Source organism: Brevundimonas sp. (genome assembly GCF_035626975.1).
In the GTDB taxonomy this organism is placed as follows: domain Bacteria; phylum Pseudomonadota; class Alphaproteobacteria; order Caulobacterales; family Caulobacteraceae; genus Brevundimonas.
In genome coordinates this window covers 65,049-79,397 of sequence record NZ_DASPMQ010000037.1, presented here as the reverse complement: position 1 = coordinate 79,397, position 14,349 = coordinate 65,049, and the positions used below count along the sequence as shown (strand labels likewise).

Sequence of the window (14,349 nt, the reverse complement as noted above, 5' to 3'; positions counted from 1 at the left end):
GGAGGACGGAATGGACGGGGACCGGGGCTTTCGGCCGCAACAGCGCGGGGTCATCATCCGGATGGGGTTGGCCCTCGCCGCGACCCTCGCCGCTATGGCCGCCGCGCTGTACGCTGGATGGGGCGACGTCGCGCCGGATACGGACGAGCGGCTGTCGATGGCGGGGGCCGCGGGGTTCATCCCGGCCTTCTGGCTGACGGCGACGATCGCCGATGTGGCGCGCCGTCGGCTCCTGTCACCGGATGGGATCGGGGGCGGAGACGACCCGGCGCTTACTGGCCCGCAGTCGGTGCTACGGAACACGCTGGAGCAGGCGGTGCTGGCCTGGCCGGTCTGGTTGGGGGTCGCGCTGTTCATGGACCGGCCCGCGAGCCTGCTGATCGCGCTGGGGGGACTGTTCTCACTGGGCCGTCTGCTGTTCTGGACCGGCTGGGGCAGAGGGGCGGCGGCCCGGGCCTTCGGCTTCGGCCTGACCTTCTATCCAACGGTCGCGGCGCTGGCGCTGGCGTCGCTGTCCGCCGCCGGCGCGCCGTGGTGAACGGCCGGCCTTACTGCGAATATCCAGTCATCGAGTAGGGCCGGGCCGCCGGCGCCGCGCCCCAGGCCGTGTTCGGCTCCGCCCCCATCACGAAGCGCAACTCGCCGCCGGCCATGATCTCGTCATGGCCGATCCAGGTCCGCTCCAGCGGGCGGCCGTTCAGGGTCACCGACTGGACGTAGGGGTGGTCGTCCGACAGCCCCCCCGTCGCGATCGTGAAACGCCTGCCGCCCGGCAGGTTGAGCACCGTGCGATCGGTGAACGGGCGGCCGATGACGTACTGCCCTGACCCCGGCGTGACCGGGTAGAAGCCGATGGCGCTGAACATCAGCCAGGCCGACATCTGGCCGACGTCGTCGTTGCCGCTGAGGCCGTCAGGCGCGGCGCGGTACTGGCTGTCCATGATCTGCTTCAGCCGCGCCTGCGTTCGCCACGGGGCGCCGGCGTAGACATAGGCGTAGGCCGAATGGTGGCTGGGCTCGTTGCCGTGGATGTACTGGCCGATCAGGCCGGCGATGTCCTCGGCGTGGGAGTAGTCGAGCCCGGTGTTGTCGAAGTCGAACATGGCGTCGAGCTTCGTGACCGTCGCCGCGTCGCCGCCCATGGCCGTGACCAGCGCGGCCATGTCCTGCGGCACGAACCAGGAATACTGCCAGGCGTTGCCCTCGGTATAGTCAGATCCGTAGTTGATGGCGGTCGGGTCGAAGGGCTCGCGGAACGAACCGTCGGCGAGGCGGGCGCGCACGAAGCCGGTCTGTGGATCGAAGGTGTTCTTCCAGAAGCCGGCGCGGCGGTCGAACTCCGCGGCCACATCGGCGCGGCCCATCCGCTCGGCCATGCGGGCGATGGTCCAGTCGTCATAGGCGTATTCGACCGTCTTGGACGCGGCCTCGGGCTCGCGGTCGATGGGGACGTAGCCGAGGTCCATATAGTCGCCGAGGCCGCCGTAGGGGCGATAGGTGGCGCTGGCGACCATGGCCTCGAGCGCCGCCGTTCCGTCGATGCCGGGGACGCCCTTCAGATACGCATCGGCGATGACCGGGACGGCGTGGTAGCCGATCATGGTCCAGGTCTCCTGGCCGTGGAACGACCACACCGGCAGGATTCCATAGGGGCTGACCCGCTGGGCCGCGATCAGGGAGTTGACCATGTCGGCGTTGCGCCCGGGCGGGGCGACCAGGGTCAGCAACGGGTGCTCGGCCCGGAAGGTGTCCCACAGGGAAAAGGTGGAGTGGACGGTGAAGTCGGCCTGGTGCACCGCATTGTCCGGCCCGCGCCAGCGCCCGTCGGCGTCACCGTGGACGGCCGGGGCGATCAGGGCGTGATACAGGGCGGTGTAGAGGCTGGTCCGCATCTCCGGCTCGGCGTCGATCTCGACGACGTTCAGCGCCTCTTCCCATGAGGCGCGCGTGGCGGCGCGCAGGCCGTCGAAATCGAAGCCCTCGCCGTCCGACTCAAGGTTCCGGATCGCTCCGGCCTCGTCCACCGAGGAGATGGCGACCTTGACCAGCAAGGGCGACGACAGTTCGCCGAAGTCGAAGGCGGCCTGCAGCGCACGGCCCTGGATCTGGGCGCGGTCGTCCATGGCCCGGCCGGGCTGGCGGAAGCCGTTGTAGGGAATGTTCTCCTCGCGGTTCCGCAACTCGTAGCCGACCACGGGCCGGGAGAACCGCATGGCGAAATAGAGCTGGCGGCCGGGCGCCCAGCCCCGGGTCTCGCGGAAGCCGGTGACCGTCCCGTCCGGATGCACGCGGATGCGCGACCACAGCACCTTGCCCGGATAGTCGTAGATGGAATGGCGCAGATCCAGCAGGACGCGGGCCGGCTCGCCGGCGGCGAAGCTGTAGCGGTGCAGGCCGGTGCGCACGCCGGCGGTCAGCTCGGCCCGGACGCGATTGTCGGTCAGGGCCACCGAATAGTAGCCGGGCTCGGCGTGCTCGGAGCTCTTGTCATAGCGCGAACGATAGCCCGATCCAGGCTGCACCGGGTCGCCGACGTCCCATCTCACCTCGCCGGACAGGGGCGTGATGAGGACGTCGCCCAGATCGGAATGGCCGGTGCCGGAGAAATGGGTGTGCGAGAACCCCATGATGGTCGGGTCGTCCGAGCGGTAGCCGGAGGCCCAGTCATAGGACTGGCGAAAGGGCCGGTAGTCGGTGTCCGGGCTGAGCTGGACCATGCCGAAGGGCGCGACGGCGCCCGGGAAGGTGTGCCCCTTCCCCAGGGTCCCGATGAAGGGGTCGACGGCATCGAAGGCCGAAGGCCCCGTCTGGGCATGGGACGCCCCGGCCATGCATATCGCCAACACCGCCGCCGCCAGACCGAAACGCCGCATCGCCATTCCTCTGTCGAAAGTTCCGCGGCGCGTCGGACCCACGCGCCGGAATCGGGGCAGGATGATGCGGTCTTGCCCGATCGTCACCTTCTTCCTTCGTCCGTTGACGGAGGCTGCGGCGGTTGGCAGGCGCCGGGGGGATCGCGGTGGATCAGGGGAAGCCGATGTCTGGAGGCGATGCGCCATTGATCGCCGGCGTCGAGCTGGGCGGGACCAAATGCGTCTGCCTGCTCGCCTCGGGCCCCGGCGATATCCGCGACGAAGTCCGCATCGCCACCACGACGCCCGACGAAACGCTCGGCCAGATCCGGCGCGTGCTGTCCCGCTGGCGCGAGGGCGGTGGGGTCTCGGCTCTCGGCGTCGCCAGCTTCGGACCCCTGGAACTGGATCGGCGCAGGCCTGACTTCGGCTCCATCGTCGCGACGCCCAAGCCGGGCTGGAGCGACACCGATCTGACCCGCCTCGCCGACGGGTTCGACGGGCCGGTCGAGATCGACACCGACGTCAACGGGGCGGCCCTCGCCGAGGGGCGCTGGGGCGCGGCGAAGGACCTGCGGTCGTTCGCCTATGTCACCGTGGGCACCGGGATAGGCGTGGGCTCGATCGTCAACGGACAGACCGTGCGCGGCCTCGGCCATTCCGAGGCGGGACATATGCGCGTCGGCCGCATCGCCGGTGACGCCTGGCCAGGCAGTTGTCCCTATCATGGTGATTGTGTCGAGGGCCTGGCCGCCGGACCGGCGCTGGAGGCGCGGACCGGCCGGCGCGGCGAGTTCATCGCCGCCGACGACCCCGCATGGGAGATGGTGGTGCAGGCTCTGGGCGGTCTGCTGCACAATCTCGTGCTGACGACCGCGCCGGAGCGCATCCTGATCGGCGGCGGAATATTCACGGGGCAGGAGCACCTGTTTCCGCGTCTGCGCGAGGCGTTGTTGCGAAGTCTGGCCGGCTACGCGACCGCCGCCCGGATCGCGGCGACCATCGACGACTTCGTCGCGCCGCCCGGCCTGGGCGCCATGGCGGGCCCGCTGGGGGCCATAGCCCTGGGCTGCGTGGCCCGGGAGCGCGTCAGTCCTGACCGCCCTTGATCCAGCCGAGGACCACGTCGTAGCGCATATCGCCTTCGAATTGATCGGAGACCGCGGGGCCCGTCGGGCGGGAATGGACGGCTCCGGGAGCCTCTCCATAGGCTTCCCGGAACACGCGACTGAAATGCGATTCACTGACGAAGCCGTGCATATGGGCGACCTCGGCGACCGTCGGCCGTCGGTCGACCCGATCCAGCAGAGCCGCGTGCGCACTTTGCAGCCGTCGCTGTCTGATCTGGACGTTGATCCCGCCTTCCGCCGCGAAGGCCCTGAACAATGTCGCCCGTGACACGCCCAGCGCGCCGGTCAGGCTCGCAACGCTGAGGTTGCGATCATTCAGGTTCCGATCGATCAGGGCGCCGGCGGAGGCCCGTAGTCCGGCATACAGCGCCCTCGTTTGATCGGGCGCGAGTTGGCCGGAACTCGTGAAGGCTCTCTCGGCGAGCGTGAATGCGGCCTGGACTGAAGCGACGCCGTCCTCGACACCCATCCTGGGGGCGGCGCCCGCGAGCGCCGTCAAATGGTGGATGAGGGCGCGCCCCACGGCCTGCGCGCCGTCGATCCGGGCGCCGTGGAACCGCGGCTCCAGCAGCCAGGTCGGCGCCGCTTCCCGCGGCATGGCGATCGTGATCGCGTCGACGGCGGAGACCCGACCGGCCGATGGCCGGCTCATGTCCCGCAGGTGGACGGTTCCGGGACAGCCACTGAAGCTGACGCCGTCGATTTCGCCCTTCATGCCGGCGAGATCCAGCAGCAGGATGATGCCGTTCAACTCGGAACGCCTGATCTCGCGGACGCCCCTTACCAGCGTCTGCCCGATCGATCGGCCCCGGCCGACAACATAATCGCCGAACCGGCAGACCAGATTGTCAGTGAAGAAACGGGGCAGGGCGGCTTCGTCGAAGTCCGAGGCGGCGTACCAGTCGCCCAGGCCTTCACGATAGCGGTCGAGCGCGGTCGAATCGTTCGCGGCGGAGATACTCCATCTCGCGATTCCGGGTCGGGCGCTGGCGGCCGTGCCACTGCTCATGTCTGGCCTCAGGCCCCTACAGGTTAAGCGAGATTGATCTGTGCCCGGAACGGATGGGGCCCGCCGCGACATTCCGCGAGCGAAGTTCCATGAACCATAGTGTTAACGCCAAGTCATTCCCGCGTCAGGAGAAATTGGCCTTTTCTCAGGGGGGTGGCCGCTGTTTTTGAGACGGACAGGCATATTCCGACGTTCAGACTTCGTTTACTTCGTCAGCGGTGCGTCGGCCCGTTCACCGGAAAGTTGAACGGCGGCGCCGCACGGTCGCGGCCGGAACGGGCGCGGCGGGGAGGGGCAGGAAACAAGCAGTGTCGGCGCTTTTGCGTCGCCGGATGACCGGCGGCCGTGCGCTTGCGGCCGTGTGGCCGCCGCCGCCGTTCGATGCCGCACGACACAACAGCAAGGGGCGTACACATGGCTGCTCAATCGAAATCCGGTGGCAACACCATCTCCGGCACCGCTGGCGCCGATCACCTGAACGGCGGCGCTGGCGCCGACGACATCCAGGGCCTGGGCGGGAACGACCGGATCAACGGCGGTTCGGGCAATGACGTCCTGGACGGCGGCGCGGGCAACGACATCGTCAGCGGCGACGCCGGCGACGACCTGCTGGTCTACGGCATGGGCGAGAACGCCGGTTCGACCGACACCTATGACGGCGGTTCCGGCCGTGACACCCTTCAGCTGACGATGACCCGCGCCGAATGGCAGAGCCCGGCGGTCCAGGCCGACATCGCGCGCTATCTCGCCTTCCTGGCCGAGGTCACCAACCCGGTGAACGGCCAGGCCAACAACCGCAACTTCACCTTCTCCTCCGGCCTGACCGTCTCGAAGTTCGAGAGCCTGACCGTCATCGTGGATGGCGTCGCCTTCGACCCCCGCGACGAGGCCGTGGCGCTGGTCGACGACGCGATGAGCGCCGGCGAGGAGACCGGTTCGATCTCGGTCGACGTGCTCGCCAACGACAGCGTGCCTGACCTGATCGCCAACCTGACCAACACCCAGCCCGCGCACGGCTCGGTCGTCCTGACCCGGACCTCCGGCGCGCCGGCCTCGCCCGACACCGCCAGCTTCGTCTATACGCCGGACGCCGCCCACTGGCAGCATCTCGCCGAGGGCGAGACGGCGACCGACACCTTCACCTACACCGTCACCGACTCGGACGGCGACGTGCGCACGGCCACCGTGACCGTGACCATCACCGGTTCGAACGATGCGCCCACCCTCGGCGCGGTCGTGTCGGAAGGCGCCGTGGTCGAGGACGCCGGCGCCGGCGCGACCGGCGTGATCGCCTTCGCGGACGTCGATCTTCTGGACAGCCATTCCGTCACCAGCGAAGCGAACGGCGACGGCTACCTGGGCGTCTTCTCGGCGGTCGTCACGGACGACAGCACGGGCGACGGCGCGGGTTCGGTCGAGTGGACCTTTTCCATCGACGACGCCGCCATCCAGTATCTGGCCGCTGGCGAGACCCTGACCCAGACCTACACCGTCTCCGTTTCCGACGGCCATGGCGGCATGGTCAGTCAGCCGGTGACCGTCACCATCACCGGCACGAACGACACGCCGGTCATCACCGCGGCGGACGCGACCGGCGGCGTGTCGGAAACCAATCCGGTCACCGCGCCCGGCGCGGCGTCGACTCCGGTGGTGTCGGAGGTCGAGGGCAACGACACCTTCGACGCGGCCCAGGTCATCGACCGCAGTCTGCTGCGCATCGCCCCGAACGCCAACCTCGGCGATCCGTCGGATGCGTCGTTGTCGATCAACGGCGGCGTGTCGGCGCCCGGCGCGCAGGACGTCTACCGGATCGATCTGTCCGCGGGTGAACTGCTGACGCTGGATATCGATTTCGCGGCGGGCTACGGCTCGGGTTCCTTCCCCGGCTATCCGGCGAACTTCGGCCTCGACTCCTTCGTCTTCATCTATGACTCGGCCGGCAACCTGCTCAACTTCAACGATGACGCGCCCCGTACGGTCGGCGGCGCCGGCTCGTCTGCGTCCCAGGATTCCTACCTGCAGTTCTCGCCGTCGGCGGACGGCGTCTACTATGTCGTGGTCAAGAACTGGGACGGCGACGGCGCGCGCTCGGCGGGGCCGTACACGCTCCAGGTCAGCGTCGACAGCCAGAACCTGCAACTGACCGACACCGGCGTGATCAGCTTCGCGGACGTGGATCTGGTGGATAGCCATTCGGTCAGCGTCGCCGCCTATGGGGGTGACTATCTCGGCGCCCTGACCGCCTCGGTCTCCGACGCCTCGACCGGCGATGGCGCCGGGTCCGTCGAGTGGAATTTCTCGGTCGCCAATGCGGCGGTGCAGTTCCTCGGCGCGGGCGAGACCCGTACCCAGGTCTATACGGTCAGCGTCGATGACGGAGAGGGCGGCGTCGCCACACAGGATGTGATCATCACGGTCACCGGCGAGAACGACGGCCCGGTCATCTCCTCGGCCTTCTCTCTCGGGGAAGTGGTCGAGGGCGGCGTGGAAAGCGTCTCCGGCGTCATCACCTTCGATGACATCGACCTCATCGACGGCCATTCGGTCAGCGCCGAAGCAGAGGCGGCGGGCTACGTCGGGACCTTCACCGCGGTGATCAACGACAGCGCCACCGGAAACGGCGCCGGCGAGATCACCTGGGCCTTCTCCGCCACCGACGCTGAACTGGCCTATCTCTCGCAAGGACAGACGCTGCTGCAGCGCTATCTCGTCACTATCGACGATGGCGAGGGCGGCACGACCCAGCAGCTGGTCAACGTCACCATCGTCGGGACCAACGACACGCCGACCATCACCGGAGCGGTTTCGTCCGGCTCGGTCCAGGAAGACGGCGTCGTCACCGCCTCAGGCGCGATCCAGTTCGCGGATGTCGATCTGCGCGACAGCCACTCCGTATCCAGCGTCGGCAACGGCGCCGACTACCTCGGCGTCTTCACCGCCAGCGTCACCGATAACGGCTTCGGCGACGGCGCGGGTTCGGTCAGCTGGCAGTTCGATATCGATAACGCCGCTATCCAGCACCTCGCCGCCGGCGAGACGCTGACCCAGAGCTATACCGTCACCGTTTCCGACGGCCGCGGCGGCACCGTCGACCAGCTGGTCGAGGTGACGATCACCGGCTCCAACGACGTGCCGACCGTGACCACCAGCGCGAGTCATGTGTTCAGCTTCAGCGACTCCAACGACTCGAGCGTCTACGATGGGACGAACTGGTCGTTCCATGAGAACGGCTTCGATTTCGACGGCTTCTACGACTATCCGTACGGCTACGGCGCCGACGGGGGCATGACCTACACCTACGGATCCGCCAACTGGTCCGTCGGCGGGTCGGACGGCACGATCAGCCGGGAGGACGGCGCCAACTTCAGCATCCGCAGCTTCTCGGTGGCCAATTTCCAGTCTAGCTCGACGGCGACCATCTACGGCTACCTGGACGGCGTTCTGGTCGCGACCCAGACCTTCAACGTCGACTATCAGCATCAGGTCGTCACCCTGGACCCCGCGTTCGGCAATGTGGACGAGGTGCGCTTCGACGCCCCCTACAACGACTACATCTTCCTCGACGAGATCGTAATCGGCTCGACTGAAACGACGGTCCAGCTGACCGAACTGGCCGACGGCGACGCCGGCGAGGGCTCGACGATGTTGAGCGCGAGCGGGACCACCGCCTTCTTCGATGTCGATCTGAGCGACACCCATACGGCTACGGTCGCGGCCCAGGGTTCGGCCTATGTCGGCGGCCTGACCATCGACGGCGTCGACCAGGCGACCAACACGGTCAACTGGACCTTCGCGGCCAATGACGGCGAGCTTCAACATCTGGCCGCCGGTCAGACGATCACCCAGAGCTACCTCGTCACCATCGACGACGGCGCCGGCGGCTCGATCGAGCAGATGGTCAGCGTCACCATCGTCGGAACCAATGATGCGCCGACGATCACCGCGGCCGTTTCGTCGGGCGCGGTCCAGGAAGATGGCGTCGTCGCCGCGTCCGGGACGGTCCAGTTCGCTGACGTCGACCTTGCCGACGGTCACTCCGTCTCCAGCGCCGCGCAGGGCTCCGGCAATGTGGGCGCCTTCAACGCCCACGTCACCGACAACGGATCCGGCGACGGCGCCGGTTCGGTAAGCTGGCAGTTCGCGGTCGACAACGCCGCCATCCAGCACCTCGCCGCAGGCCAGACGCTGACCCAGAGCTACACCGTCACCGTTTCCGACGGCCTCGGCGGCACGGTCGACCAGCTGGTTGAGGTGACGATCACGGGAACCAATGACGGTCCGGTCGCCGTGGGTGATGTCGCGAGCGCCAACGAGGACACCGCCATCGTCCTGACCGCCGCCAGCCTGCTGGCCAACGACAGCGATGTCGACGGCGGCGCGCCGACCCTGACCTCGGTCTCGGGCGTCTCGGCCAAAGGAGCCTCCGTCTCGATCAACGCGGCAGGCGACGTGGTCTACGACCCGTCGACTTCGAGCAGCCTGCAGGGGCTGAGCCGGGGGCAGCAGACGACCGACTCCTTCACCTACACGGTCACCGACGCCCATGGTGCGACGTCGACCGCCACGGTGACCATCACGGTCGAGGGCCGTCTTGAGGCCCCGGTCGCCAATCCCGACACGGTCGTCGTGTCGGAGGGAGGCTCGACCTCGGGCGACGTGATCGCCAACGACGTCGTCACCGGTTCGACGGACAACAGCGGCAATGTGCTGGTCAACGGCAGCTTCGAGGACGGGCACGGCGTGGGGCCGGGCGGTATCGGCTATGCGGCCAGCCTGCCGGGCTGGACCTCGGTGCAGGGCTCGTTCGAGGTCTGGGGCACCGGCTTCCTCGGCAACACCGCCAGCGACGGCACGGCCTTCCTGGAACTGGACAACGGCGGCGGCCAGGACGCCTACAGCAGCAACCTGACGACCGATGTGGGCCGCGAATACACGCTCGCCTTCGACCTGGCGCAGCGCAACGGCACCTCGTCCGCCAGCAACCAGGTCGAGTTCTTCGTCAACGGCGTGTCGCTGGGCGTCTTCACGCCGCCCTCGACCACCTTCTCCACCTTTACCGTGACCTTCATCGGCAGCGGCTCGGACGTCATCACCTTCCGTGAGCCGGCGGGGGCCAACGACAATGTTGGCGGGCTGATCGACAACCTGCGCATCGCGGCCGACGCCGATGTCTTCGTCACCGCCGTCGACGGCGATGCGGCGCTCGTGGGCCAGGAGGTCGAAGGCTCGAACGGCGGGGAGTTCATCCTGCAGTCGGACGGCAGCTATACCTTCGGCTCGGACGGCGACTTCGATCACCTCGGCGTCGGAGAATCGGCCACCACTTCCGTGACCTACACGGTGACCGACGACGGCGGATCGTCCAGCACGACGCTGAGCGTTACGGTTCAGGGCCAGAACGACGGCCCGGCCGCGGGCAACGACGCCGTCGCGGCGGTGGAAGACCAGCCGGTCACCTTCGACGTGCGGTCCAACGACAGCGACGTCGACGGCGACAGCCTGACCGTGACCCACATCAACGGCCAGGCCGTCGCGGCCGGCGGCACGGTGGGGCTTGCGGACGGCGGCTTCCTGAAACTGAACGCCAACGGAAGCCTCACCTACACCCCGGCGGCCAACGCCAGCGGTCCGGTCGACTTCACCTATACGGTGGCGGACGGCTTCGGCGGCGTGGCCAGCGCCTCGGCCACCATCAACGTGGCGGGCATAGCGGATGCTCCGGTGCTCGCGGTCGGCTCCTCGACGGTGCTGAATCCCACGGTCGGTTCGGCCATCAAGACGACCGTGCACCTCGAGGCGGGCGACGTCGTGTCGTTCAGCTGGGACTTCGTGGCCCACGACTACATGCCCTACAACGACTTCGCCTTCGCCTCGGTGAACGGCGCGGCCTATATGCTGGGCTCGGTCCAGGTGGTCGGCGACTACGGCACCACGGGGTGGAAGACCTTCACCTTCACCGCCACCGAGGCCGGCGACTACAGCTTCGGCGTCGGCGTCTCGAACGTGAATGACAGTTCGCTGAATTCGCATCTGCTGGTCGACAATCTGCAGATCAACGGCGTCACGGTGTCGAGCTTCGAGTCCGGCTTCTCGGGCTGGACCACCCTGGGCAGCGTCGGCGTTCAGAGCGGCCACGATGGCGTCTCGCCCACCCACGGCGGCCAGATGGCCTGGCTCGACTCCTCGTACCAGTCCGCTTCGGCCATCGAGAGCTTCCTCGGCCTGGTCCCGGGACGTCTGGCGAGAATCGCCGAGGCCGCCGGCCAGCAGGGCGACGAGGTGACGGTGCCGGTGTCGATGACCCTCGGCGCGGGCGAGGCGTCGGAAGATACCTACGTCGTCATCACCGGCTTCCCCGCCGGCTCCACCTTCAACTTCGGGGAGCTGGACGCGAGCGGTGGGTGGCGGGTGCCGGCCAGCGATCTTGGCGGCAACCTGCTGATCAACACGCCCGACGACTATTCGGGCTCGTTCACCCTCACCGTGGTGGGCACGACCTACATCGACGAGACCGGGTCCTCGGCCAGCACAGCGCCGCAGAGCATCACGGTGACCATCGACCCGGCTCCGGGGGCGGTCGCGCCCCAGGCGGCGTCGCTGGCCATGTCGTCCAAGGATGCGCCGCAGATCGCGGTCCTGTCCGACGACGACGCCTTCGTGATGCCGGCCGCCAACGACATGGAGCCGCTGGTGCTCCTCGGAGATCTGCTGGCCGATCTCGAGGTGACGGAAATGGCCTCCATGGATCTGGTGGGCTTCGGGGAGATGTTCCTGTCGCACCATACGGACGTGTCCGCGGTCATCCCTGACGATTCCGCCGCGGGCCAGCGGACGGACTTCGATTTCTGGAGCTGAGACATGATGTCCTCGGCGCCGGTGCGGGCGCCGGGGACACGCTTCAGATCAGGACCCGCCGAGGAGCATCATGCGTTGAATCGCCGCGCTGTCTGACCTGACAGCGCTCGCGATCCTGTGTGGCCGTATCGATCCTTCACAACTAGGGTGGAGCGACGAACACACGGAGCCGGCGCTCCGGGGACTCCATGATGCTGAAATACGTGAGCACGCGCGGCCTGGCGCCGCCCTGCGACTTCGCTGGAACGGTCATCGACGGAATCGCGTCGGACGGTGGTCTGTTCGCGCCGGCCCAGTGGCCGCGCCTCGACCTCGTCGCACCGGGGCAGGGGGCGGCCGGCTACGCCGGACTGGCCGAACGCCTGCTGACGCCTTTCGTCGGCGCATCCCTGCCCGAAGGAGCCCTGGCCGCGGCGACCCGGCGCGTGCAGGACAGGGTCGCGCATCCGCGGACCGTCCCCCTGGTGGAGATCGCTCCGGACCTGTTTGTGCTCGAACTCTTCCACGGGCCCACGGCGGCGTTCAAGGACCTGGCCATGCAACTGGTCGCCGGCCTCTCCGAGGCGGCGCTGGCGCAGAGCGGGGAGCGGTTGCTGCTGTTCACCGCCACCAGCGGCGACACCGGCGCGGCGGCCGTGAACGCCTTCGCCGGCGCCGACAGGGTCGACCTCGTCGTCCTGCATCCGCTCGACAGGGTGTCGCCGGTCCAGCGGCTGCAGATGACCACCTCCGGCGCCTCCAACCTGCTCAACCTGGCCGTCCGCGGCGACTTCGACGACTGCCAGCGGCTGGTCAAGGCGCTGCTGGCCGAGCCGGGGCTCAAGGCGTCGCGGCACGTCAGCTCGGTCAATTCGATCAACTGGGCCAGGCTGGCGGGTCAGATGCCCTATTACGCCGCCGCCGCCGCGACCCTCGGCCGGCCGGCGACCTATGTCGTGCCGACGGGCAATTTCGGCGATGCCTTCGCCGGCTGGGCGGCGCGCCGGTGCGGCCTGCCGGTCGGCGGGATCGTGGCGGCGACCAACCGCAACGACGCCCTCGTCCGGGCGCTCGACACCGGCGTCTATGAGCGCAGCCAGGCCCGGCCGACGGCCAGCGTCAGCATGGACGTACAGGCGCCTTCGAATTTCGAGCGGCTGGTGTTCGAGGCGTCGGGCCGGGACGCCGATCTGACCCGCGGCCTGTTCGCGGACTTCGCGCGGGACGGCCGGATGACGCTGCCGGACGACCTGTTGGCGGCCTTGCGGCGGGAGGTCACGGCCGTGTCGGTCAGCGAGGCGGAAACGGTGGAAGAGATGCGGCGGAGCTGGGCCGACAACGGCCGGGTGATCTGTCCTCACACCGCCGTGGCCTTGCATGCGGCGCGGCGCGCCGACCGTACGGCGGGGCCGGTAGTGGCCCTGTCGACCGCCCATCCGGCCAAGTTTCCGGAAAGCGTGGAAGCGGCGCTGGGCTTCGCGCCTGAGCGCCCGCCGCAACTCGAAGGCCTTGAAGGACGGACCGAGCGCTTCGAGATGGTCGATCCGACGCTCGAGGCGGTGCTGGCGGCGGTGGCCTAGGCCGCCAGCGCCTGATCGGTCCACCAGTCGAGACGCCGGAGGAACGGGGCCGGATCCTTGGGCGTGACCAGTCGGGTCGGATCGTGGAACAGCCGGTCGTGCAGCCGCGTCAGGGTGAAGCGCACGGCCGCGACGGCGCCGAGCGCCGGCAGGGCGGCGGCCTCGGCCGGGCTGAGCGGACGCACGGACTCATAGCCCGTCCGGAACGCCCGCAGCGCGCCCGGCCGCGGTTCGCCGGCGGCGTCGAACCCCCAGGCCGACAGGGCGATGGCGAGGTCGTAGGCCAGGGCGCCCGTGCAGGCGAAATAGAAGTCGATGAGCCCGCTCGGCGCGTCGCCCTCGAACAGGAGATTGTCGGGGAAGTAGTCGGCGTGGATCGGGCCCCGCGGCAGACCCGCGGCGGGGTCCGGGGCTTCCGGCGCCACCCACGGAACCATCCGCTCGAGCAGGGCGAGGTCCGCTGCGTCCGCGCGGGTCAGGCAGCGGTCGAACAGCGCCCGACGCGTGGAGGGACCGACCGGGTCGGCGCGCTCGCTCCGGAAATCAGCCGAGACCAGATGAAAACGGGCCAGCAATTCGCCCGCTCGGGTCAGATCGGCGGTCGAGGGATCGCCTTTCCAGGCTCCGGGCAGCCATTCCAGGATGGCGGCGGGGCGGCCGTTCAGGGTCCCGATGGTATGGCCGGCGACGTCCTTCAACGGACGGGCGCAGGGCAGGCCCCGGGCGGCGGCGTGGGCGGTCAGGCCCAGGCAGAAGGGCAGGGCGGCGGCGTCGGTCCGGCCTTCGAACAGGGTCAGGACGAACCGCCCGCCTTCGGTGTCGAGCCGGTAGTTGGTGTTCTCCACCCCTTCCGCGATCGGCGTGAGCGCCCGCAGGGCCCCCAGGCCGTAGCGGCTAATGAAGGGTTCGGCCTCGGCCTCCTCGACAGGGGTGAAGACGGCCAT

At 68.8% G+C, this 14,349-nt stretch carries 7 protein-coding genes; 4 read left to right on the top strand and 3 right to left on the bottom strand.

Annotated elements, in window-relative coordinates; translation table 11 throughout:
• The first annotated feature begins 10 nt into the window (after positions 1 to 10).
• Entirely contained in the window at positions 11 to 538 is a 528-nt protein-coding gene (locus VEB62_RS09565) for a hypothetical protein (RefSeq protein WP_324798576.1), read from the top strand.
• Positions 539 to 548: 10 nt separating this feature from the next.
• Here VEB62_RS09565 and VEB62_RS09560 read toward each other — a convergent pair whose 3' ends face one another.
• A complete protein-coding gene (locus tag VEB62_RS09560; protein WP_324798574.1) occupies positions 549 to 2,873 on the bottom strand; it encodes a GH92 family glycosyl hydrolase in 2,325 nt (774 codons plus the stop codon).
• A gap of 164 nt (positions 2,874 to 3,037) precedes the next feature.
• On the opposite strand from VEB62_RS09560, the gene VEB62_RS09555 reads away from it, so the two are divergent.
• A complete protein-coding gene (locus tag VEB62_RS09555; RefSeq protein ID WP_324798571.1) occupies positions 3,038 to 3,961 on the top strand; it encodes an ROK family protein in 924 nt (307 codons plus the stop codon).
• Here the strand turns inward: VEB62_RS09555 and VEB62_RS09550 are convergent.
• Complete coding sequence (locus VEB62_RS09550) at positions 3,942 to 4,733, bottom strand: helix-turn-helix transcriptional regulator (protein ID WP_324798569.1); 792 nt, start codon at positions 4,731 to 4,733, stop codon at positions 3,942 to 3,944. The genes VEB62_RS09555 and VEB62_RS09550 overlap by 20 nt on opposite strands.
• Positions 4,734 to 5,405: 672 nt before the next feature.
• On the opposite strand from VEB62_RS09550, the gene VEB62_RS09545 reads away from it, so the two are divergent.
• Positions 5,406 to 11,846, top strand: a complete 6,441-nt coding sequence (locus VEB62_RS09545) for a VCBS domain-containing protein (protein WP_324798565.1) — start codon at positions 5,406 to 5,408, stop codon at positions 11,844 to 11,846.
• A 191-nt stretch (positions 11,847 to 12,037) separates the two neighbouring features.
• Complete coding sequence (gene thrC, locus VEB62_RS09540; RefSeq protein WP_324798562.1) at positions 12,038 to 13,405, top strand: threonine synthase; 1,368 nt, start codon at positions 12,038 to 12,040, stop codon at positions 13,403 to 13,405.
• Here thrC and VEB62_RS09535 read toward each other — a convergent pair.
• Positions 13,402 to 14,349, bottom strand: a complete 948-nt coding sequence (locus VEB62_RS09535) for a homoserine kinase (protein ID WP_324798559.1) — start codon at positions 14,347 to 14,349, stop codon at positions 13,402 to 13,404. The two genes, thrC and VEB62_RS09535, sit on opposite strands and share 4 nt — an antisense overlap.